Below are 21,089 nucleotides of genomic sequence, written 5' to 3'. Positions count from 1 at the left end.
GCCCGCGGGCGGCCTTGTCGAGAAGGCGACGAACGCCGGGTCAGCTGCCGACGTAGTTCTGGTTGAGCGCGGCGCTGCGGCTCGCGGCACGCGCTTCTTCGCGCACTTCATCGCGGCTGCGGCTGGCGGCGCGCTCGATGGCGCTGCCGCGGGCCGCGAAGACTTGCTGCTTGATGCCGCCGTAGCTTTCGTTGGCGTAGGCCAGCTCGCCGGTGGCGCGTGCGCGGGCGAACTCGGCCTGCACCTCGGCGCGCGTCAGCTGGCCTGCGGGGGCGGCGATCTGCTCGGCCTCGACGGCGAAGGCGGACGTGCCGAGCACGGCGAAGGCGGCGGCAGCGAAGAGTTGCTTGGTGTTCACGATCGGGTCCTTTCAATGTTTGGATCGGTGAAGTGAACTGTAGGCATTGCCAATCGATCAATAAACCGCATAACATCAAACACGGCATTGCTGATGACGAAACAATCTCAGGCTTGAAATGGACCGACTTCACTCCATGCGAGTCTTCGCCCGGGTCATCGACGTGGGCAGCTTCGCGGGCGCGGCGCGCGAGCTCAACCTTTCGCCCGCGGTGGTCACCCGCCTGGTCGCCGACCTCGAGGAGCACCTCGGCGCACGCCTGATCAACCGTACGACCCGGCGGCTCGCACTCACCGACATCGGCGAGCTCTACCTCGAGCGCGTGCGCGGCATCCTCACCGACGTTGAAGAGGCCGAAGCGCTGGCCAGCTCGGCCAGCAGCGAGCCGCGTGGCCACCTGCGCGTGATCGCGCCCCCGGCCTTCGCCGTTCACCAGTTGGCGAAACACCTGAGCGCGTTCCACGCGCAGTACCCGAAGGTGACGATCGAGCTCGCCGCGCCGGGCCCGGTGGAGACGGTGGACGAGAACTTCGACGTGAGCATCATCTCGGTGGCGCGCCGGCCGTTGGACGGCGACTTCGTGGCACGGCGCCTTGCGCGCAGCGAGGTGATCGCCTGCGCATCGCCCGACTACCTGGACCGCCGCGGGCGGCCGCAGCATCCGTCCGAACTGGCGAAGCACGACGCGATGCTGCCGACCTTCCTGCGCGAGGTCACCTTCGTGCGCGGCGCCTACGGCGACGACGAGCCCTCCGGCGAGACCTGTTCGCTCGCCGCTGCGCGGCCGCTATTGGGCACCACCCACATCGACATGCTCTACGCCGCCGCGCTGCATGGCCTGGGCATTGCCGGCCTGCCGTCCTTCGTGGCCGAGGATGCACTGCTCGAACATGCGCTCGAGCGTGTGCTGCCCGAGTGGCGGCTGTTCGACGCCGCCCTCTATGCCGCCATGCCCACGCGCAAGCACGTGCCGGCGCGCACGCGCGCCTTCGTCGACTTCCTCGTGACGGTGTTCGGCGGCGAGGACCGCGACCCGTGGCTGACGGCGGCGGGTTGTGAAACTCGCTCGCCCCGGGACGCTCAGTAGTAGGCGTCGACCCGCTGGGTGCCCATCAACGGCTCCAGCAGCCGCGCCAGCGGCCCCAGGCCGTTGTAGCGCGTTGTCACCCTGTGGGCGTAGGCGAAGAAGCGCGGCAGGTCCTCGCTGTACTTCGGCTTGGCGTCACGGTGCTTCAGGCGGCAGAAGATGCCCAGCACCTTGAGGTGCCGCTGCAGGCCCATCCATTCGAGCTGGCGCCAGAACTCGCCGAAGTCGTGTTCGACGGGCAGGCCGGCCTGGCGCGCTGACTGCCAGTAGCGCACTGCCCAGTCGATCTCCCGCTCTTCTTCCCAGGAGATGAAGGCATCGCGCAGCAGCGAGGCCACGTCGTAGCTGATCGGTCCGCGCACCGCGTCCTGGAAGTCGAGGATGCCCGGGTTGGGTTCGGACAGCATCAGATTTCGCGGCATGTAGTCGCGGTGCACGGCGACCGTGGGCTGGGCCAGCGCGCTGCGCACGAGCAGGTCACAGCTGGCCTGCCACTGCTGCTGCTGGGCGGGCGTCCAGGCGATCCCGAACTCGCGCGTCACGCACCAGTCGGGGAAGAGCGCGAGCTCGCGGCGCAGCAAGGCGTCGTCGTACGGTGGCAGGCCACTGGCGTCGGCGCGCGACTGCCATTGCACCAGCGCGGCGATGGCCTCGCGCATCAGCAAGTCGACGGTCTGCGTGGCGCCGCACGCCACCGCCTCGTGCAGCTCCGTCAGGTACAGCCGCGAGCCGAGATCGCTGAGCAGCAGGAAGCCCTGCGCCGCGTCCTGCTCGATCACGCGCGGCGCGTTCAGGCCGGCGCCGTGCAACAGCTCGGCCACCGCGACGAAGGGGCGCACGTCCTCCTGCGGCGGCGGCGCGTCCATGATGACGAAGCTCGTGCCGGAAGCTGCGTCGATGCGGAAGTAGCGACGGAAGCTCGCGTCGCTGGAGGCGCTGCGAAGCGTGGCCGGATCGAGCGGATGGCGCGTGCGGACGTCGGCGAGCCAGCGTTCGAACGCGGCCCGTCGCGACTCGTCAGCCCAGGTGATGGCAGCAGGGGAGGTCGTGGAGGTCAAGGCGATGCGGCCCGCTGGGCCTCGTGGATAATCGATTCTACAAACCACCCCCGCCGTCCCGCGGACGCGCTCGCTCTCGACAAGGGCGCGCCGACGACGCTGCACGGTGCCCCGCTGCCCTTGCTGCACGTGCCCCGCTCTCGACGTTCGACCCTGCCCCGCGGATGGCGTCTCGCGCCCTTGGCCCTGGCGCTGGCAGCGCACGGCGTGTTGCGCGCGCAGGAGGGCGGCGAACCCTCGCTCGAGCTCAGGCTCGAGTCGGAACTGAAGCCGCTGCCGCGCGGCGAGGGCACGAAGACGCTGCCGATCATCCTGCGCGCCCGCGAGTTGCGCGGCCGGCCCGATCTGGAGACCGTCGCCGAGGGTGATGCCGAATTCCGCCGCGGCGGGCTCGTCATCCGTGCCGATCGTCTCAGCTACGACCACCCGGAAGACCTCGCGCTGGCGCGCGGCGGCGTGCGCATCAGCCGTGACGGCAATGTCTACAGCGGCCCGGAGCTGCAACTGCACGTGCAGCGCTTCGAGGGCTTCTTCCTGGAACCGACCTACTTCTTCGGCCGAACCGGCGCCGGCGGCACCGCCAAACGCATCGACTTCCTCGACGAGCAGCGCGCCGTCGCCAGCGGCGCCACCTACACGAGCTGCCCGAGCGATGGAAGCGGCGGCCCGGCGTGGCTGCTCTCCACCGATCGCGTGAAGATGGACTTGGAGGCCAACGAAGGCATCGCCGAGAACGCCGTGCTGCGCTTCTACGGCGTGCCCATCCTCGGCGCGCCGGTGCTGAGCTTCCCGCTCACCGACGAACGCAAGTCCGGCTGGCTGCCGCCCAGCATCAACCTCGACAGCAAGAGCGGCCTGCAGGTCTCCATCCCCTGGTACTGGAACATCGCGCCCAACCGCGATGCGACGTTCACGCCGATGGCGTCGGCCAAGCGCGGCTTCGGCGGCGAAGCCGAGTTCCGCTATCTCGAGAGCCGCTACCAGGGCAAGGCCAACCTTCACTTGCTGCCCAATGACCGGCTGACCGGCCGCTCGCGCTGGGCGATCGGCCTCCAGCACGAGGCCGCGCTGCCGCTGGGCGCGGGCCTGACGCTCGATGGCTTGCGCGTTTCGGACGACGCCTACTGGAAGGACTTCCCGCGTGCGGTGCCCAGCATCACACCGCGCCTGCTGCTGGCCGACCTCACGGCAAGGCGCGACTTCGGCGACTGGACGAGCTATGCGCGCGTGCACCGCTGGCAGATCCTGCAGGACACCGCCAGTCGCATCGAGGCACCGTACGACCGCGCGCCGCAGGTCGGCCTGCGCGGCATACAGCGCCTCGCGGACGGCTTCGAGTTCAACCTCGAGACCGAGCTGAACCGTTTCGCCGAGCCCGCCGACGGCCGCGCCGACCCGCTCGCCTCGGCGCGGCCGGTGGGCCTGCGCTGGCACGCGCTGGGCAGCGTGGCAAGGCCCTTCGCCGCACCGGGCTGGACGGTGACGCCGCGCGTCTCGCTGAATGCCGCGGCCTATTCGCTGGACGAGCCGCTGGGCGGGGAGCGCGGCCTCTCGCGGGTGATCCCGACCTTCAGCGTCGACAGCCACTGGCAGCTCGAGCGCGACGCCAGCTGGTTCGGCCGCGAGGTGCGGCAGACGCTGGAGCCGCGGCTGATGTACGTGAACACGCCGTACCGGGCGCAGGACGCGCGGCTGGCCTTCGACGCAGCGCCGCGCGACTTCAACTTCGAGTCGCTGTACGCCGAGAATGCCTTCTCGGGCGTCGACCGCGTGTCCGACAGTCACCAGCTCACCGCCGGCGTGACGACGCGGTTCCTCGACCCGGACACCGGCGCCGAAGCGCTGCGGCTCGGCGTGGTGCAGCGCTACCTGTTCCGCGACCAGCGCGTCACCGCCGAATGCACGGCCTCGGCCGACCCGCTGGCCGCTCCCGAGTGCACGCCGCTGACGCAGCGCTTCTCCGACCTGTTGCTGCTCGGCTCGACCACGCTGTCGCGGCGCTGGGCGCTGGACGGATCGATTCAGTACAGCCCCGACCTGGAGCGCGCGGTGCGGTCCATCCTCGGTGCCCGCTACTCGCCCGGACCCTACCGCACCTTCGGCATGACCTACCGCCTGGCGCGCGGGCTGAGCGAACAGGTCGAGCTCGGCTGGCAGTGGCCGATCTACGGGCGCACGCCGCTGGAGGCGGCGGCATCGGGGTCGACTGCCGGCGGCTGCAAGGGAAGCTGGTACAGCGTCGGCCGCATCAACTACAGCATGCGCGACAGCCGCATCACCGATTCGGTGCTCGGCCTGGAATACGACGCGGGCTGCTGGATCGGGCGTGTCGTCGCCGAGCGGCTGTCCACCGGCCGCAGCGAGGCGACCACGCGATTGCTGCTGCAGCTCGAGCTGGTGGGCCTGTCGCGGCTCGGCTCCAACCCGCTGCAGGTCTTGAAGGACAATATCCCCGGTTACCGGCTGCTGCGCGACGAGCGCAACACGCCTACCGTGATAAGACCCTATGACTGATGCCCTGATCGCCCTGCGGCCCCTGCTGCTGGCCCTCCTGCTCGCCGCCGCGGCTCCCGCGACGCATGCGCAGGCACGTCCCGCCCCCGTGCGCACCGGCGACTACATCGTCGCCATCGTCAACCAGGAACTGGTGACGGCCTCCGAGCTGCAGAACCGCATCAGGCGCGTGCGCGAGGATGCGGCGCGCCAGCGCGCTTCGCTGCCCCCGGACGACCAATTGCGCCGTGAAGTGCTGGACCTGCTGATCGACGAGCGCGTCCAGCTCACCCACGCGCGCGACAGTGGCCAGCGCATCGACGAGGTCGAACTCGACCGCGCCGTCAACAACGTGGCGCTGCAGAACCAGATCACCATGGCGCAGCTGCGCGAGCGGCTGCGCCGCGACGGCATCGACTACCTGCGCTTCCGCAACAACGTGCGTGACCAACTGCTCACCGAGCGCGTGCGCGAGCGGGAGGTGCAGGGACGAATCCGCGTCACCGACGCCGAGATCGATGCTTGGCTCGACCAGCGCCGTGCAGCAGCCAGCGCGGTGGCCGAGTACAACATCGCGCAGATCCTGGTCACCGTGCCGGAGGGCGCCGGCCCGGAGGAGACGGCTCGCAGGCGCGAGCGTGCCGAGGTGGCGCGCAAGCGCGTGGTGGACGGCGAGGCCTTCGAGGCAGTGGCCCGGGAGCTGTCGGAGGATGCCAACCGTGCCGCAGGTGGTGTCATCGGCCTGCGCAGCGCCGAGCGCCTGCCCGATGTCTTCGTCGAGGTGGTGCGCCCTCTCAAGCCGGGCGAGGTGGCGCCCGATCTGCTGCGCACCGGCGCAGGCTTCCACGTGCTCAAGCTGGTCGAGAAGCGCGAGGGTGACGCCTTCCGCATCACGCAGACACGGGCGCGCCACATCCTGCTGCGCCCCTCGGCGCAGCTGTCGGTCGAGGCCGCGCAGCGTCGCCTGGTCGGCTTCAAGCAGCAGATCGAGAGCGGCCGCGCGACCTTCGAGGCGCTCGCCCGCGAGAACTCGGAGGATGGCAGCGCCTCCCTGGGCGGCGACCTCGGCTGGGCCAACGCCGGCACCTTCGTGCCCGAATTCGAGGAGGCGATGAACCGCCTGCCGCTCAACGGCCTGTCCGATCCGGTGGTGTCGCGCTTCGGCGTGCATCTGCTCCAGGTGATCGAGCGCCGTTCGGTGTCGCTGGACGTCCGGCAGCAGCGCGAGCAGGCGCGCAACGTGCTGCGCGAGCAGAAGTTCGACGAGGCCTATACCGAGTGGCTGCGCGAGCTGCGTGCGCGCGCCTACATCGAGATGCGCGAAGCGCCGCTGTAGATGCGCCACGTCGCCCGCAAGCGCTTCGGGCAGCATTTCCTCACCGACGGCGCCGTCATCGACGCGATCGTCGCGGCGATCGATCCGAAGCCCGGCGAGGCACTGGTGGAGATCGGCCCCGGCCTCGGAGCCATGACCGGCCCGCTGCTGGCGCGCTGCGAGCGGCTCACGGTGATCGAGCTCGACCGCGACCTCGCGGCGCGGCTGCGGCGCGATGTGCGGCTGGAGGTGATCGAGGCCGACGTGCTGACGGTGGACTTCGCGGCGCTTTCGCAGCAGCTCGGGCGAAAGCTGCGCATCGTCGGCAACCTGCCCTACAACATCTCCACGCCCATCCTCTTCCATCTGCTCGGCGCGGCCGAGCGCGTGGTCGACCAGACCTTCATGCTGCAGAAGGAAGTGGTCGAGCGCATGGCCGCCAGCCCGGGAAACAAGGACTACGGACGGCTGAGCGTGATGCTGCAGTGGCGCTACGACATCGAGCCCCTGCTGGACGTGCCGCCGCAGGCTTTCGAGCCGCCGCCGCGGGTGGACTCGGCGGTGGTGCGCATGCAGCCGCTGCCGGGCGCGGCGACCGTGGATGCGGCACTGCTCGGCGAATTGGTGACAGTGGCGTTTTCGCAGCGGCGCAAGCTGCTGCGGCACACCCTCGGCCGCTGGCTCGAGTCGCGTGGCAGCGACGTCGGCTTCGACCTGCAGCGGCGCGCGGAAGAGGTGCCAGTGGCGCAGTACCTGGCGCTGGCCGCCGCCTGCGGCGCGCCCAAATGACGACGGCGGCCCGCAGGCCGCCGTCCCTCTCGTCAATGCCGTGGCCTGCTCAGGCGGCGTTCAGCCACATGGCCGTGTCGAACGCGCTGCTCATCATCGGCATGTTCATGCCGAAGTTCGCATTGGCGGCGTTCTTCGCAGCCGGTTTGGCCGGCTTGTCGGCGACGTTCTGGGTCGTTTCCATCGCCCGCTCCCATGACCCTTGTTCCTGGGAGCGGGCTACTGAAAAGAATAGAAGCACCTGAATGGTATTCGTCGTTCGCCCCAGTAGTCGGCGGCGTCGCGGAACACGTCGAGCAACTGCTCGCGGGCCTCGCGGTCGAAGCGCGGGTTGTCGGGCAGTTGCTCGAGCACCACCACGAAGCCCGGCTGCGTACCCGCCTTGTGGACCAGGTCGGTCATGCAGTCGTACAGCGCGTCGAGGTTCTTGCCGAAGTGGGCGGGGAACATGAACGCCTGCGCGATGGTCTCCAGCACTTCCTGCTTGGACTGCGCGTTGGTCAGGTTCGCGTAGAGGAAGTGCTGGCCGGCACCCTCGGCGGCCGACATCAGATCCTCCACGCGATAGGCGCGGATGGCTTGGACAATGTTCGGACGGACGGTCTGCAAGAGCATGGTCTCGTTCCTCCTCGTTTCACAAATCGCGTTGCCGTTCACTGCGCGATGCGGCGGAAGCTCGCGTAGTGGTCGGCGGTGTAGTAGCAGGCCTCCGGTACGGCGGGTTGATCCCCACCGCACACGATGCGCCGGGCCCCCCGATTCCTGGCACCCGGTGTCTTGACCGTGTATTCGCGATAGAAGCCGCGCGGGTGCACCGGCAGCAGTCGCTCGCGGTTACCGAACACCGAGCCGTCCTTCGAATACGGAAACGGCCCGCCGGACAGGATCAACCGATGCGTCTTCACGGCCTCGGGCGGCAATTCGGCAAGCGTCACGACCGGAGTCGAAGCCACTTCCCGGGCCCGTGCTGCTTCATTCGGAAGCATTGCACCGGCCAGACTCGCCGCCACCACCACGAGGGCCCAGCCTGCTCGGCGAAGCCCTTGCCACCGCAGTGACCGACCGGAGGAAGACACGGGTAATCCCTGAATCCAGAAGGCGGAATGGTACCGAAACGGGCGGGAAATCTCAAGCTGCTGCCTCATAATGGGGCAGGCAGAGATTGATGTCAGTGTGCGCTTGCTGTCTTTTTTCTGCCTTGAATATGTAGATCTTGCCGCCTTTCTGGGGCGGGGATGATCGCCATCAAGGGCACTGTGCGCTGCAGCAAAGCCCCCGCGCGACGGTGGTGCTCTTGCGATCCCTCTGGACGTTCAATCGTGCTGCATGTCCGTTTCGTGTCACCGCGCGGCATTGGCATCAGCGACCGTCAACGCCGTCATGTTCACGATGCGTCTGACCGTCGCCGAAGGCGTCAGCACGTGCACCGGCTTGGCCGCGCCGAGCAACACCGGCCCGATCGCAATGCCGCCGCCGGCAGCAGTCTTGAGCAGGTTGTACGAGATGTTGGCGGCGTCGATGTTGGGCAGCACCAGCAGGTTGGCGTCGCCTTTGAGGGTGCTGCCCGGCATCAGCGCATGGCGCAGCGCGCCGTCCAGGGCCACGTCGCCGTGCATCTCGCCGTCGACTTCCAGCCATGGCGCCTGCTCGCGCAGCAGCGCCAGCGTACGGCGCATCTTCACCGCGCTGGCATGGTCGCTGGTGCCGAAGTTGGAATGCGACAGCAGGGCGGCCTTGGGCTCGACGCCGAAGCGCAGCATCTCCTCGGCGGCCATCACGGTGATCTCGCACAACTCTTCGGCGCTCGGGTCGGCGTTGACGTGTGTGTCGACGAGGAAGACCTGGCGGCCCGGCAGCATCAGGCCGTTCATGCAGGCGTAGACGCGCACGTCCTGCTCGGTGGTCGGACTGCCGCCATGGCGCTTGCCGATCACCTGGTCGATGTAGAAGAGGTGCGCGGCGGTGGTGCCCCAGGTGCCGCACAGCATGCCGTCCACCTCGCCCTTGTGCAGCAGCATCGAGCCGATCAGCGTCAACCGGCGGCGCATCTCGATCTTCGCCACCTGCACCGTCACGCCCTTGCGCTCGGTCATCTGGTGGTAGGTCTGCCAGAAATCGCGGTAGCGGTGGTCCTGCTCGACGTTGACGACGTCGTAGTCCACGCCTTCCTTGAGGCGCAGGCCGAAGCGCTCGACACGCTGTGCGATCACCGCCGGACGGCCGATCAGCGTCGGTCGTGCGAGACCCTCGTCGACGACCACCTGGACTGCGCGCAGCACGCGTTCGTCCTCGCCCTCGGCGTAGGCGACGCGCTTCGTCGCGGCGCGCTTGGCCAGCGCGAAGATCGGCTTCATCGTCTGGCCGGAGGCGTAGACGAAGGTCTGCAGTTTGTCTCGATAGGCGTCGAAGTCCTGGATCGGACGCAGCGCCACGCCGGAATCGGCCGCCGCCTTGGCCACGGCCGGCGCGATCTTCATCATCAGCCGCGGGTCGAAGGGCTTGGGGATCAGGTACTCGGGACCGAAGCTCAGCGTGGCACCGGCGTAGGCAGCCGCCACCACCTCGCTCTGCTCGGCCTGCGCGAGCTCGGCGATGGCATGCACCGCGGCGATCTCCATTTCGACCGTCACGGTGGTCGCGCCGCAGTCGAGCGCGCCGCGGAAGATGTACGGGAAACACAGGACGTTGTTGACCTGGTTCGGGTAGTCGGTGCGGCCGGTGGCGATGATTGCGTCGTCGCGCACCGACTTGACCTCCTCGGGGAGGATCTCCGGGGTGGGGTTGGCCAACGCGAAGATGACCGGGCTCTTGGCCATCTTCGCGACCATTTCCTTCTTCAGCACGCCGCCGGCGGAGAGTCCGAGGAAGATGTCCGCGCCCTCGATGACTTCGGCCAGCGTGCGATGCGACGTCTTCTGCGCGAACTGCGCCTTGTCCTCGTCCATCAGTTCGGTGCGGCCCTCGTAGACCACGCCGGCGAGGTCGGTGACCCAGATGTTTTCGCGCGGCAGGCCGAGCTTGACGAGCAGGCCCAGACAGGCCAGCGCCGCAGCACCGGCGCCGGACGAGACGAGCTTGACCTTGCGGATGTCCTTGCCGGAGACCTTCAAGCCGTTGAGCATCGCCGCGCCGACGACGATGGCCGTGCCATGCTGGTCATCGTGGAAGACCGGTATCTTCATGCGATCGCGCAGCTGGCGCTCGACGTAGAAGCAATCCGGCGCCTTGATGTCCTCGAGGTTGATGCCGCCGAAGGTGGGTTCCAGCGCGGCGATGAGGTCGACCAGCTTGTCGAGATTCCTCTCGTTGACCTCGATGTCGAACACGTCGATGCCGGCAAACTTCTTGAACAGCACTGCCTTGCCTTCCATCACCGGCTTGGCGGCCAGAGGCCCGATGTCGCCGAGGCCGAGGACCGCCGTGCCGTTGGTGATGACGGCGACCAGGTTGCCGCGCGACGTGTAGCGGAAGGCGTTGGCCGGGTCGGCGACGATCTCCTCGCACGCAGCGGCCACGCCGGGCGAGTAGGCCAGCGCCAGGTCGCGCTGGTTGACGAGCTGCTTGGTCGCGGCGATCGCCACCTTGCCGGGTGTCGGGAACTCGTGGTACTCCAGGGCGGCGCGCCGCAACTGCGCGCGCTTCTCGTCGGCGTTGGACATGGACTGGTCTCGCGGTGGTCACGGGGCTTGCCCGGCTTGCGCGGGGCTGCGGGATTGTAGGAGGGGGTGCTTGCGGTGAAGCGTGCAGTGTGGACCCGCCCCCCGCGCGAACCCATGCGCGAAACTGCGTATCTGCTTTGACCCCCGGGGGGGAATACTCCGACCATGAATGAGCCCTTGCCGAACGGCATCGCCCCCGTGCGCCCGCGCAGCCGGCGCGTCGCGCTGTGGGGCGCGCTGGTGGTGTTGCTGGTGGTGGCGCAGTCGCTGCTTGTCTTCCTGACGGCGAACTACGAACGGGTGCGTGCGCAGGACCAGGTCGAGGCGGCGGCCACTGCCGCCGCAGCAGATGTGCGCCAGGCGCTGTCGCGGCAGCAGCAGAGCCTGCAGGCGCTGCAGTGGAACGATCCGAGTGCGGGGCAATGGCGCGCCGATGCGGCATCGCTGCTGCACGCGCGGCGCGAGCTGATGCGCGTGGAGCGCCGAGACAACGGCATGCACATCGTCGACGCCGTCGACTCACCGTACCAGGGCCCGCTGTTCAACCGCATTTCGCGCGAGGCGATCGAGCTGGAGGCGCAGCTGGCCTGCGCGAACGCACAGCGGCTCGCGGCGCCGGCGTTCTCGCGCAGCTACTTCGTGCCGCTTGCCGAAGGCCTCGGACTCGAGGTGATGGACCTGTGCCTCCCGCTGCAGCGTGCCGGCCGCGCCGACGGCGTGGTGATCTCCACGCTCGCGCTGGGCCGGTTGCTCGAGGAGGCCGTGGGCGCAGAGATGGTGCGCGCCAACGAAATCTCGTTCGTCGAGGGCGACGGCACGCGGTTGGCACGGGCCGGGGCGAGGCGCGGCGCCGGCGTGTTCGTCGCGGAGCGCATCATCGACCTGCCAGGACAGGCGCTGCAACTGCGTGTCGACAGCAATCGCGGCAGCCCGAGCCTGATCCCGAACCTCGCCGTGGCGCTGGTGCTGGGCCTGTCGCTGGCGCTCGCTGCGGTGGTGGCGCTGCTCGCGCGCGACGTGCGCCGCCGCGCCGCCGCCGAGGCAAGGCTGGCTGAGGCCCTGGCCCTGCGCAAGGCGATGGAGGATTCGCTCGTCACAGGGCTGCGCGCGCGCGACCTGGACGGGCGCATCACCCACGTCAACGCGGCGTTCTGCGAGATGGTCGGCTTCAGCGAGCAGGAGTTGATGGCACCGGTCACGCCGCCCTACTGGCCGCCCGAGCTGGCCACCGAGTATGCGCGCCGGCAGAGCGTGCGACTGGGCGGGCTGCCGGCCGTGCCGGGGCGCAGCGCGCAGGAGGCGCGCGCCGGCTTCGAGACCATCTTCATGCGTCGCAACGGCGAACGCTTCCCGGTCCTGATCTTCGAAGCTCCGCTGGTCGACGGTCAGGGCCGTCACACCGGCTGGATGAGCAGCGTCCTCGACGTCAGCGCACAGCGGCGCGTCGAGGAGCTGTCGCGCCAGCAGCAGGAACGCCTGCAGGCCACCGCGCGGCTGGCCACGATCGGCGAGATGGCCTCGCTGCTCAGCCACGAACTGAACCAGCCCCTGGCCGCCATCGCCAGCTATGCCGCCGGGTCGCTGAACCTGCTGGAGGAGAGGGCAAATGCCGACGCAGAGTCCCTGGCGATGCTGCGCCAGGCCGCGCAGCGCATCGCCGAGCAGGCGGAACGCGCCGGCCGCGTCATCAAGAGCGTGCACGACTTCGTGCGCTGTCGCGAGCAGGCGCGCGAGGCGGTGCGTGCCGACGTTCTGTTCGAAGCCGTGCTGCCGCTGGTGCGCCTGCAGGCGCGCAAGAGCGGCACGCGCATCGAGGTCGAGCTGCCCGATCCCTCGCCGCGGGTGGTCTGCGACCGCACGATGGTCGAGCAGGTGCTGCTCAACCTCACGCGCAACGGCATCCAGGCGATGGAGACAGCCACCGAGCCGGCGCAGCGTGTGCTGACGCTGCGCGCGCGGCAGACGCACCCCCGCTGGGTCAGCTTCAGCGTGATCGACCGCGGCCTGGGCATCTCCGACGAGGTCGCGGCGCGTCTGTTCACCCCGTTCTTCACCACGCGCAGCGAAGGCATGGGCCTGGGCCTGAGCCTGTGCCGTACGGTGATCGAGCAGCACGGCGGTGCCCTCGACTTCGTCAACGTCGGCGCGACGGGCGCTGGTGGTGGAACCGAGTTTCGGTTTACGCTTCCGGCCGACGGCGGCGAGCGCCCCGCACGCAACTCGCCGAGCGCCACCGCCGCCCAGGACAGTCCCACCGAAACGCACGGATGACCTCACCTGCCGCGCCCGCACTCGGCCTGCCGATCGTCTATCTGGTCGACGACGAGGACGTGGTGCGCGATGCGCTCGGCTGGCTGCTGCGCTCGCGGCGGTTGCTCTCGGAGGGCTTCGCCAGTGCCGAGGCGTTCGAGGCGATGCTCGAGGCCAAGTCGCCCCAGTCGCTGGCGGACTGGCCGAGCTCGCCGAGCTGCCTGCTGCTCGACGTGCGCATGCCCGGGATGAGCGGGCTCTCGCTGTTCGAGCGGCTGGCCGAGCGCGGCCTGCTGGCGGCATTGCCGGTGATCTTCCTCACCGGGCATGGCGATGTGCCCACCGCCGTGGCCGCCGTCAAGCGCGGCGCCTTCGACTTCGTCGAGAAGCCCTTCTCCGACAACGCGTTGGTCGACCGCATCGAGCAGGCGCTCGCGCGAAGCGAGCAGGCCATCGTCGCGCGGCTCGGTCGCGTGTCGGTGAAGAAGCGACTGGCGGAGCTGACCGAGCGAGAGCGCGACGTCATGCACCTGGTCATCGAGGGCCGTCCGAACAAGCTGATCGCCGACGCGCTGGAGATCAGCGTGCGTACCGTGGAGGTCCACCGCGCACGCGTTTTCGAGAAGATGGACGTGCGCTCGGCGGTGGAGCTGGCGAACCTCCTGCGCGACTCATGATAGGGACGCCGGCCTCGGCGTGCCGAGTTCGCTCCCGAACGTGGCGCCCGGCCGGGACCGCGTCGTTCGCCGAGGCGACAATCGTCCCATGAGCCTGGGCGAGTTCGATCTCATCGCGAAGTACTTCACCCGCGACGTGCGGCGCGCGGCGCTGGGCATTGGCGACGACTGCGCGTTGCTCGCGCCGGCGCCTGGCCAGCAGCTTGCCGTGTCCAGCGACATGCTGGTCGAGGGTCGGCACTTCCTGTCCACCGTGGCGCCGGACAGACTCGGCCACAAGTCGCTGGCGGTGAACCTCTCCGACCTCGCCGCCTGCGGCGCGCAGCCACTGGGCTTCACGCTGGCGCTGGCGCTGCCGCGCGCCGACGAGCACTTCCTCGAAGGCTTCTCGCGCGGCCTGTTCGCGCTGGCGGACGCGCAGGGCATCGAGCTCGTCGGCGGCGACACCACGCAGGGACCGCTGAACATCTGCATCACCGCGATCGGCGAAGTGCCCGCGGGTGCGGCGCTGCTGCGCTCCGGCGCGCGTGCTGGCGACGACCTCTACGTCAGCGGCAGCGTGGGGGACGCCCGGCTCGCGCTCGAAGCTTTCCGCGGCACGGCGAGCCTCGACGGCGCGGACTTCGAACAGGTGCGCGAGGTGATGGAGCGACCGCAGCCGCGCGTCACGCTCGGCATCGCGCTGCGCGGCATCGCGAGCAGCGCGATCGACGTCTCCGACGGCTTGCTCGGCGACCTCGGGCACGTCCTGCAGCGCTCGGCGGTGGCGGCGGTCGTGGAGGTCGATGCCGTGCCGCGCAGCGAGGTGCTGGCCGCGCAGACGCTCGCGCTGCAGCGCGAGTGCACGCTGGCCGGCGGAGACGACTACGAACTGCTCTTCACCGCGCCGCCGGCGTCGGCGCACCGGGTGCAGGCCGCAGCCCGCGCGGCCGGCGTGGCTGCCACGCGCATCGGCCGCATCGAGGCCGGCCGTGGCCTGCGCCTCGTCGACCGCGAGGGCCGCGCGGTCGAGCACCGCTTCGGTTCCTTCGACCACTTTCGCAGCTGAGCGTCCGGTGAACGACTCGCCACCGCTGAATCCGCCGCTGGGCACGGCGCCGCGCCGCGCCACCTGGCGCTTCATGCTCTCGCACCCGGCGCGGCCGATTGCGCTGGGCTTCGGCGCCGGCCTCGCGCCCTGGGCTCCGGGCACGATCGGCACGCTGTGGGCCTGGGCCGCCTACCTGATCCTGCGCCCCGGTCTCAGCGACGGCGAGTGGGCGGTGGTGATGGCTGCGGCTGTGCTCGTCGGCTGGTGGGCCTGCACGGCCACCGCACGCCACCTCGGCAGCGCCGACCCCGGCGCGATCGTCTGGGACGAGGTGATCGCCTTCTGGCTGGTGCTGTGGTTCGTCATGCCGGCGGGCCTGGGAGGGCAGGCGGTGGCCTTCGTGCTGTTCCGCTTCTTCGACGCCGCCAAGCCGGGGCCGGTGGCCTGGGCGGACAAGCTCTTCAAGATCCGCGACGGCCAGCCCATCGGCTGGGCGCAGGGCTTCGGCATCCTGTTCGACGACCTGGTGGCGGCCTTGTGCACGCTGCTCGTGATCGCGTTGTGGAGGTGGTGGTGAAGCGCTTCGAGGCCGACGTGCTCGCCCTCGGCGAGGCGCTGCGCGCGCGCGGCGAGAAGCTCGCCACCGCCGAGTCCTGCACGGGCGGGCTGATCGCGGCGGCTTGCACCGCGGTGGCGGGATCGAGCGACTGGTTCGAGCGCGGCTTCGTCACCTACTCGAACGAGGCGAAGACCGAGGCGATCGGCGTGCCGGCGGAACTGATCGCGGCGAACGGCGCGGTCAGCGAGCCGGTGGTGCGCGCGATGGCCGAGGGTGCGCTGGCGCGTTCCCACGCCGACTGGGCGGTGGCGGTCACCGGCATCGCCGGCCCGAGCGGCGCGGTACCGGGCAAGCCGGTGGGCACGGTGTGGCTGGCGCTCGCCCGCCATGGCCGTGTCCTGCTCGCCGAGCGGCTTCAGTTCGACGGCGACCGCGCGGCGGTGCGTGAGCAGACGGTGCAGCAAGCGCTGGTCCGGCTGCGCGCCGCGATGGCGGCGGCATGAGCATCCTGCTGACGGGGCAGTTCGACGCCGGCGAGCGCGACGAGTGGCTCGCGCTGTTGCGCGCGGCGCTGCCGGCGGAGACCTTCGTCACCGATCGTGCCGGGGCCGCCGATGCCGACGTCGCGATCGTCGCCAACCCGCCCCCCGGCGCGCTGCAGGGCCTGCCGCGGCTGCGCCTGATCCAGTCGCTGTGGGCCGGCGTCGAACGGCTGCTCGCCGATGCGAGCATACCGGCCCAGGTGCCGATCGCGCGCATGGTCGATCCGGCGATGAACGAGGCAATGGCCGAGACGGCGCTGTGGGCGGTGCTCTCGCTGCAGCGCGACTTCTTCGACTACGCGCGCCAGCAGTCGCGTGCGCAATGGCTGCCGCATCCGCAGCGGCGCGCCGACGAGATGCCGGTGCTGGTGCTCGGCCGTGGTCAGATGGGTGGCGCGGTACAGCGCCGGCTGGCCGCCAACGGCTTTCCCGTCGAGGCCTGGGGTTCGCGCGACGGCGCGCTGATGCCGCGGCTGGCGGGAGCGCTCGTGGTGATCAACCTGCTGCCGTTGACGCCGGCCACGCGTGGCCTCTTCGACGCCGCCACGCTCGCGGCGATGCGGCCCGGCGCCAGCCTGGTGAACCTGGCGCGCGGCGGCCACGTCGTCGAGGCGGACCTGCTCGCGGCGCTGGACGGTGGGCGTCTGCGCCATGCCGTGCTGGATGTCTTCGGCGAGGAACCGCTGCCGCCCGGACACCGTTTCTGGTCGCACCCGCGCGTCACCGTGCTGCCGCATGTGGCCGCGGCGACCGATGCGCGCAGCGCGGCCGCCGTCGCGGCGGCCAACGTGAAGCGCTTCCGCGCCGGCCTGCTGGTCGAGTACCAGGTCGACCGATCGCGCGGCTACTGAGTTCTTGCCTCAGGCGCCCAGCGCCAGCCGCGTCGAGACGACGCGTCCGCGTCCGCCGGCCGGTGCGGCGCTGCCGAGCTGCTCGATCAGCATCAGCACCAGGCGGCGCAGCGATTCCCAGGCGTCGAGCGGCCAGTCCGGGTGACGCAGGCCCTTGACCAGACCGTCGCACACCTGGGCGGCGTCGAGCAGCGCGGCCAGGCCGTTGTCGGTGAGCAGCGGCACGGCGCGTTCGAACAGGCGCTCGCGAACGCCCCAGACGCGGTTCTCGCGCAGCGCCATCGGCAGCGGCTTGCCCCCGTTGACCGCGTCGCGCACGCGCTTGAGCGCGCGAATGTCCTCGGCCAGCGTCCAGTGCACCAGCACCGCCGCCTCGCCCTCGGCCTGCAGGCCCTCGAGCATGCGCAACGCGCGCGCCACCTGGCCGGCGAGCACGGCCTCGCCGAGCTTGAACACGTCGTAGCGCGCCACGTTGAGCACCGCCGACTCGATCTGCTCGAAGTCCAGTTCGCCGGCCGGGTAGAGCAGGCCGAGCTTCTGGATCTCCTGGTGGGCGGCAAGCAGGTTGCCTTCGACGCGGTCGGCGAAGAAGGCGAGGGTGCGCTGGCCTGCGTCACCGCCCTGCACGCGCTGGCCTTGCTGAGCGAGCCGCTGTGCGATCCATTGCGGCAGCGCCTTGCGCTCGACCGGGTCGACGCGCACCGTCACACCGGCGGCGTCGAGCGCGCTGAACCAGCCGCTGTTCTGCTGGGTGCGGTCGAGCCTGGGCAACTGCACCAGCGTGACGACGTCCTCGCCGAGGCACTCGCAGTAGCGCTGCAGCGCCTCTGAGCCGTCCTTGCCCGGTTTGCCGCTGGGGATGCGGATCTCGATCAGCTGGCGGTCGGCGAACAGGCTCATGGCCTGCGCGGCGCCGAGCAGACTGCTCCAGTCGAAGTGCACGCCGCTGACGGTGTGCACCTGACGCTCGGTGCAGCCGGCCGCGCGCGCCGCCGCGCGGATCGCATCGCCGGCCTCCTGCGCGAGCAGCGGCTCGTCGCCCCAGACGGTGTACAGCGGCCGCAGACCCTTGGCCAGGTGCTGCGGCAATTGATCGGCGCGGAGCTGCATGGGCTGTCCGTTCAGGGCGCTGGCACGGCCGCGAGCCGCCGCATCACCTGCGCCACGATGTCGTTCTGCATCGAGCGGTACAGCGCCGCCTCTTCCTGCTCCTTCGCCAGGGCGGCGCTCTCACGATAGCTCATGTCGCGCGACAGCAGGATCTCGGTGGCGGGAATCAGCTCGCGGCCCTGTGGCGTGCGCAGACGGAAACTGAAGCGCGAGCGCAGCTGCAGCTCGCGCACCTCGCCGAAGGCCGTGCTCGCCACCACGCTCTTCTCGCGCCCGTCGGCGAGCGATTCCAGCACCACCTGCGCCTGCGATGCCGCCTCGACCAGGCGGGTGGTCGGGCTGCTGCCGATGCTCAGGCGCAGTTCCTCGGCCAGCGGCGACTTCGCTGCAAAGCCCGCGAGCGCGATGCTGTTGAAGCGCATCTGCGGTGCGCGGCGCAATTCGAAGCCGCAGCCGGCAAGTGAAGCGAAGCCGAGCAGCAGCAACGAACGGCGCCGATGGCCGGCGCCGGGCCGCCCCAAGCCGGCTGGCGCCCCCTGGGGGCAGGAGCGCAGCGACTGGGGGGCGGACATCATCCGACGACCACGTTCACCAAGCGACCGGCGATCACGATCACCTTCTTGATGCCCAGGCCCTGCGAGAACTTCTGGAAGTCCGGGCTGGCGATCGCCGCGGCCTCGATCGCCGCCTTGTCGGCGTCGGCTGGCACCTGGATCGAACCGCGCAGCTTGCCGTTGACCTGCAGCATGAGCTCGATGCGGTCCTGCACCAGCGCGGCCTCGTCGACCTGCGGCCAGGGTGCGTCGAGCAGGTCACCGAACTCCTTCGCGTAGCCGAGCTCGGTCCACAGCACCCAGCTGGTGTGCGGGCAGGCCGGGTAGAGCGCTCGCAGCAGGATGCCGAAGCCTTCGCGCAGCACCGCGCCCGCATGGCCTTTGTAGCCTTCCAGCGCGTTGAGCAGTTTCATCGCGCCGGAGACCACGGTGTTGTACTGCATGCGCTCGTAGTCGTAGCTCACCTGGCGCAGCACGCCGTGGACCTCGCGGCGCAGCGCCTTGGCGTCATCGTCGAGCGCGCCACTCAGTGCACCCGCGTCACGCATGCCTTGCGCGTTCTTCACGCCGAAGTTCCACAGCCGGCGCAGGAAGCGGTTGGCGCCCTCGACGCCGGCGTCGTTCCATTCCAGCGTCTGCTCGGGCGGCGAGGCGAACATGACGAACAGCCGCGCGGTGTCGGCACCGTAGCGGTCGATCAGGTCCTGCGGGTCGACGCCGTTGTTCTTCGATTTCGACATCGTGCCCACGCCCTCGTAGGTCACGGCCGAGCCGTCGCACTTGAGCTTCGCGCCGGTGATGCGGCCGCCCTCGTCGTAGGTGTTCTCCACCTCGTGCGGCCAGAAGTACTCGATGCCGCCCTTCTCGCCCTTGCGCGAGTAGATGTGGTTCAGCACCATGCCCTGCGTGAGCAGCCGCGTGAACGGCTCGTCGACCCTGACCAGCTTCAGGTCGCGCATCACCTTGGTCCAGAAGCGCGCGTACAGCAGGTGCAGGATGGCGTGCTCGATGCCGCCGATGTACTGGTCCATCGGCATCCAGTACTGCGTGCCGGCGCCGACCATGGCCAGGTCGTTCTTCGGGTCGCAGTAGCGCATGAAGTACCACGACGAATCCACGAAGGTGTCCATCGTGTCGGTCTCGCGCTGCGCGGACTTGCCGCAGCTCGGACACGCCACCTTCAGGAAGGCATCGCACTTGTTCAGCGGGTTGCCCGAGCCGTCGGGAATCAGGTCCTCGGGCAGCACCACCGGCAGGTCCTTCTCTGGCACAGGCACGCTGCCGCAGTCGTCGCAGTGGATGATCGGGATCGGCGTGCCCCAGTAGCGCTGGCGGCTGATGCCCCAGTCGCGCAGTCGCCAGGTGGTCTTCTTCTCCCCCAGTCCCTTGGCGGACAGCGCCTTGGCCACCGCATCGACCGCCTGCTGGTAGGTCAAGCCGCTGTACAGGTCGGAGTTGACCGTCACGCCGCGCGACTTGTCGGCGTACCAGTCCTGCCAGTGGTCGTAGCTGAAGTGCGGCTCGCCGTCGACGTGGATGACCTGCAGGATGTCGATGCCGTACTTCTTCGCGAACGCGAAGTCGCGCTCGTCGTGGCCGGGGACGCCCATCACCGCGCCGTCCCCGTAGCCCATCAGCACGTAGTTGCCCACCCACACGGGCACCTTCTCGTGGGTCAGCGGGTGCTCGACGACGAGGCCGGTCGGCACGCCTTTCTTGTCCTGCGTGGCGAGTTCGGCCTCGGTGGTGCCGCCGGCCTTGCATTCCTCGAGGAAGGCCGCCACGGCGGGGTTCGACTGCGCCGCGTGCAGGGCCAAGGGATGTTCGGGCGCCACGGCGCAGAAGGTCACGCCCATGATGGTGTCGGCACGCGTCGTGAAGACGTACAGGCGTCCATCGCCGATCCGCGCGCCATCGGCACCGCGGACGTCGTGCGTGAAGGCGAATCGCACTCCCTCGCTCTTGCCGATCCAGTTCTCCTGCATCAGCTTGACGCGCTCGGGCCAGCCGGGCAGGTGCAGCTGCACGTGCTCGAGCAGTTCCTCGGCGTACTGCGTGATCTTCAGGTAGTAGCCGGGGATCTCGCGCTTCTCGACCGGCGCGCCGCTGCGCCAGCCGCGGCCGTCGATGACCTGCTCGTTGGCCAGCACGGTCTGGTCGACCGGATCCCAGTTGACCACCTGCGTGCGGCGCTCGGCGATGCCGGCCTCGAGCATCTTCAGGAACAGCCACTGGTTCCACTTGTAGTAGTCGGGAGAGCAGGTGGCGACCTCTCGGCTCCAGTCGATCGCCAGGCCCATGGCCTTCATCTGGCCCTTCATGTGGGCGATGTTGTCGTAGGTCCAGCGCGCCGGCGGGACCCGGTTCTTCATCGCTGCGTTCTCGGCGGGCAGGCCGAAGGCGTCCCAGCCCATCGGCATCAGCACGTTCATGCCCTTCATGCGCAGCTGGCGCGTGAGCATGTCGTTGATGGTGTAGTTGCGCACATGACCCATGTGCAGCTTGCCGCTCGGGTAGGGCAGCATCGAGCAGGCGTAGAACTTGGGGCGGCTCGCGTCCTCGGTGACGCGGTAGGCGTCGGCGGCATTCCACGCGGCCTGGGCGGCGCGCTCGATTTCGCTGGGCTTGAAGTCGGGGCTCATGGGCATGGCGCTGCGCGCTTCTCGAATGGCGGACGATTATAGGAAGGGGTCCGCGCAGCCCCCGCAGCCTGCGGGCGGCCGAGCTCCTGGTGAGCCCGTAGCCTGGCCCTTGATC

The 21,089-nt window shown here is 69.7% G+C and carries 19 protein-coding genes; 10 read left to right on the top strand and 9 right to left on the bottom strand.

Going from position 1 to position 21,089, the window contains the following annotated elements:
- Nucleotides 1-40: 40 nt before the first annotated feature.
- Nucleotides 41-358 (bottom strand): DUF4148 domain-containing protein, encoded by a 318-nt coding sequence (locus Q0599_RS20540; RefSeq protein WP_298833705.1) that lies wholly within the window; start codon nucleotides 356-358, stop codon nucleotides 41-43.
- A 136-nt stretch (nucleotides 359-494) separates the two neighbouring features.
- Between Q0599_RS20540 and Q0599_RS20535 the strand changes: the two genes are divergently transcribed.
- The gene (locus Q0599_RS20535) at nucleotides 495-1,445 is read left to right on the top strand and encodes a LysR family transcriptional regulator (RefSeq protein WP_298833703.1); all 951 of its coding nucleotides are present in this window, start codon (nucleotides 495-497) and stop codon (nucleotides 1,443-1,445) included.
- On the opposite strand, the gene Q0599_RS20530 is transcribed toward Q0599_RS20535, so the two are convergent.
- Complete coding sequence (locus Q0599_RS20530; protein ID WP_298833701.1) at nucleotides 1,439-2,503, bottom strand: phosphotransferase; 1,065 nt, start codon at nucleotides 2,501-2,503, stop codon at nucleotides 1,439-1,441. The two genes, Q0599_RS20535 and Q0599_RS20530, sit on opposite strands and share 7 nt — an antisense overlap.
- Nucleotides 2,504-2,683: 180 nt before the next feature.
- Here Q0599_RS20530 and Q0599_RS20525 point away from each other — a divergent pair, with 180 nt between their 5' ends.
- Genes Q0599_RS20525 through rsmA form a run of 3 tightly spaced genes read left to right on the top strand, consistent with a single transcriptional unit; the run spans nucleotide 2,684 to nucleotide 7,100 of the window.
- Complete coding sequence (locus Q0599_RS20525; RefSeq protein WP_298833700.1) at nucleotides 2,684-5,017, top strand: LPS assembly protein LptD; 2,334 nt, start codon at nucleotides 2,684-2,686, stop codon at nucleotides 5,015-5,017.
- Complete coding sequence (locus Q0599_RS20520; protein WP_298833697.1) at nucleotides 5,010-6,332, top strand: peptidylprolyl isomerase; 1,323 nt, start codon at nucleotides 5,010-5,012, stop codon at nucleotides 6,330-6,332. The genes Q0599_RS20525 and Q0599_RS20520 overlap by 8 nt, the downstream gene beginning before the upstream one ends.
- A complete protein-coding gene (gene rsmA, locus Q0599_RS20515; protein WP_298833695.1) occupies nucleotides 6,333-7,100 on the top strand; it encodes a 16S rRNA (adenine(1518)-N(6)/adenine(1519)-N(6))-dimethyltransferase RsmA in 768 nt (255 codons plus the stop codon).
- A gap of 49 nt (nucleotides 7,101-7,149) precedes the next feature.
- On the opposite strand, the gene Q0599_RS20510 is transcribed toward rsmA, so the two are convergent.
- The 4 genes from Q0599_RS20510 to Q0599_RS20495 form a co-directional block, all read right to left on the bottom strand.
- Nucleotides 7,150-7,284: a hypothetical protein gene (locus Q0599_RS20510; protein WP_298833693.1), complete on the bottom strand. Its 135-nt coding sequence runs from the start codon at nucleotides 7,282-7,284 to the stop codon at nucleotides 7,150-7,152.
- 35 nt (nucleotides 7,285-7,319) lie between these two features.
- Entirely contained in the window at nucleotides 7,320-7,715 is a 396-nt protein-coding gene (locus Q0599_RS20505; RefSeq protein WP_298833691.1) for a barstar family protein, read from the bottom strand.
- Between the two features lie 38 nt (nucleotides 7,716-7,753).
- On the bottom strand, nucleotides 7,754-8,086 hold the full coding sequence (locus Q0599_RS20500; protein ID WP_298834096.1) for a ribonuclease: 333 nt from the start codon (nucleotides 8,084-8,086) through the stop codon (nucleotides 7,754-7,756).
- A gap of 354 nt (nucleotides 8,087-8,440) precedes the next feature.
- Nucleotides 8,441-10,759, bottom strand: a complete 2,319-nt coding sequence (locus tag Q0599_RS20495) for an NADP-dependent malic enzyme (protein WP_298833688.1) — start codon at nucleotides 10,757-10,759, stop codon at nucleotides 8,441-8,443.
- A gap of 165 nt (nucleotides 10,760-10,924) precedes the next feature.
- Between Q0599_RS20495 and Q0599_RS20490 the strand changes: the two genes are divergently transcribed.
- The 6 genes from Q0599_RS20490 to Q0599_RS20465 all read left to right on the top strand — a co-directional run bounded on the left by Q0599_RS20490 (nucleotide 10,925) and on the right by Q0599_RS20465 (nucleotide 16,668).
- Complete coding sequence (locus Q0599_RS20490; protein ID WP_298833685.1) at nucleotides 10,925-13,030, top strand: ATP-binding protein; 2,106 nt, start codon at nucleotides 10,925-10,927, stop codon at nucleotides 13,028-13,030.
- Complete coding sequence (locus Q0599_RS20485; RefSeq protein ID WP_298833680.1) at nucleotides 13,027-13,686, top strand: response regulator; 660 nt, start codon at nucleotides 13,027-13,029, stop codon at nucleotides 13,684-13,686. The genes Q0599_RS20490 and Q0599_RS20485 overlap by 4 nt, the downstream gene beginning before the upstream one ends.
- A 94-nt stretch (nucleotides 13,687-13,780) precedes the next feature.
- Complete coding sequence (thiL, locus tag Q0599_RS20480) at nucleotides 13,781-14,734, top strand: thiamine-phosphate kinase (RefSeq protein WP_298834093.1); 954 nt, start codon at nucleotides 13,781-13,783, stop codon at nucleotides 14,732-14,734.
- A 7-nt stretch (nucleotides 14,735-14,741) separates the two neighbouring features.
- Nucleotides 14,742-15,293: a phosphatidylglycerophosphatase A gene (locus Q0599_RS20475; RefSeq protein ID WP_298833678.1), complete on the top strand. Its 552-nt coding sequence runs from the start codon at nucleotides 14,742-14,744 to the stop codon at nucleotides 15,291-15,293.
- Entirely contained in the window at nucleotides 15,284-15,778 is a 495-nt protein-coding gene (locus Q0599_RS20470) for a CinA family protein (protein WP_298833676.1), read from the top strand. The genes Q0599_RS20475 and Q0599_RS20470 overlap by 10 nt, the downstream gene beginning before the upstream one ends.
- On the top strand, nucleotides 15,775-16,668 hold the full coding sequence (locus tag Q0599_RS20465) for an NAD(P)-dependent oxidoreductase (protein WP_298833675.1): 894 nt from the start codon (nucleotides 15,775-15,777) through the stop codon (nucleotides 16,666-16,668). The genes Q0599_RS20470 and Q0599_RS20465 overlap by 4 nt, the downstream gene beginning before the upstream one ends.
- A gap of 9 nt (nucleotides 16,669-16,677) precedes the next feature.
- On the opposite strand, the gene holA is transcribed toward Q0599_RS20465, so the two are convergent.
- Genes holA through leuS form a run of 3 tightly spaced genes read right to left on the bottom strand, consistent with a single transcriptional unit; the run spans nucleotide 16,678 to nucleotide 20,974 of the window.
- A complete protein-coding gene (holA, locus tag Q0599_RS20460) occupies nucleotides 16,678-17,778 on the bottom strand; it encodes a DNA polymerase III subunit delta (protein WP_298833673.1) in 1,101 nt (366 codons plus the stop codon).
- An 11-nt stretch (nucleotides 17,779-17,789) separates the two neighbouring features.
- The gene (gene lptE / locus Q0599_RS20455; protein ID WP_298833671.1) at nucleotides 17,790-18,353 is read right to left on the bottom strand and encodes an LPS assembly lipoprotein LptE; all 564 of its coding nucleotides are present in this window, start codon (nucleotides 18,351-18,353) and stop codon (nucleotides 17,790-17,792) included.
- Nucleotides 18,350-20,974 carry a leucine--tRNA ligase gene (gene leuS, locus Q0599_RS20450; RefSeq protein WP_298834090.1) on the bottom strand — a complete coding sequence of 875 codons (2,625 nt, stop codon included), beginning with the start codon at nucleotides 20,972-20,974 and terminating at the stop codon, nucleotides 18,350-18,352. Before leuS ends, lptE begins: the two co-directional genes overlap by 4 nt.
- Nucleotides 20,975-21,089 lie beyond the last annotated feature (115 nt).

The sequence above is a fragment of the uncultured Piscinibacter sp. genome (genome assembly GCF_937952055.1).
Lineage (GTDB): Bacteria > Pseudomonadota > Gammaproteobacteria > Burkholderiales > Burkholderiaceae_C > Piscinibacter.
The sequence above is the reverse complement of the archived record's forward strand: the minus strand, read 5'-3'. Positions and strand labels throughout refer to the sequence as shown.

Bases quoted from the DNA above. Each gene is read 5' to 3' on its own strand.
- holA (WP_298833673.1), bottom strand. From the start codon at position 17,778: ATGCAGCTCCGCGCCGATCAATTGCCGCAGCACCTGGCCAAGGGTCTG.
- Q0599_RS20490 (WP_298833685.1), top strand. From the start codon at position 10,925: ATGAATGAGCCCTTGCCGAACGGCATCGCCCCCGTGCGCCCGCGCAGC.
- Q0599_RS20510 (WP_298833693.1), bottom strand. From the start codon at position 7,284: ATGGAAACGACCCAGAACGTCGCCGACAAGCCGGCCAAACCGGCTGCG.
- lptE (WP_298833671.1), bottom strand. From the start codon at position 18,353: ATGATGTCCGCCCCCCAGTCGCTGCGCTCCTGCCCCCAGGGGGCGCCA.
- Q0599_RS20465 (WP_298833675.1), top strand. From the start codon at position 15,775: ATGAGCATCCTGCTGACGGGGCAGTTCGACGCCGGCGAGCGCGACGAG.
- Q0599_RS20535 (WP_298833703.1), top strand. From the start codon at position 495: ATGCGAGTCTTCGCCCGGGTCATCGACGTGGGCAGCTTCGCGGGCGCG.
- rsmA (WP_298833695.1), top strand. From the start codon at position 6,333: ATGCGCCACGTCGCCCGCAAGCGCTTCGGGCAGCATTTCCTCACCGAC.
- Q0599_RS20520 (WP_298833697.1), top strand. From the start codon at position 5,010: ATGACTGATGCCCTGATCGCCCTGCGGCCCCTGCTGCTGGCCCTCCTG.
- Q0599_RS20505 (WP_298833691.1), bottom strand. From the start codon at position 7,715: ATGCTCTTGCAGACCGTCCGTCCGAACATTGTCCAAGCCATCCGCGCC.
- Q0599_RS20495 (WP_298833688.1), bottom strand. From the start codon at position 10,759: ATGTCCAACGCCGACGAGAAGCGCGCGCAGTTGCGGCGCGCCGCCCTG.
- Q0599_RS20485 (WP_298833680.1), top strand. From the start codon at position 13,027: ATGACCTCACCTGCCGCGCCCGCACTCGGCCTGCCGATCGTCTATCTG.
- Q0599_RS20500 (WP_298834096.1), bottom strand. From the start codon at position 8,086: ATGCTTCCGAATGAAGCAGCACGGGCCCGGGAAGTGGCTTCGACTCCG.
- leuS (WP_298834090.1), bottom strand. From the start codon at position 20,974: ATGAGCCCCGACTTCAAGCCCAGCGAAATCGAGCGCGCCGCCCAGGCC.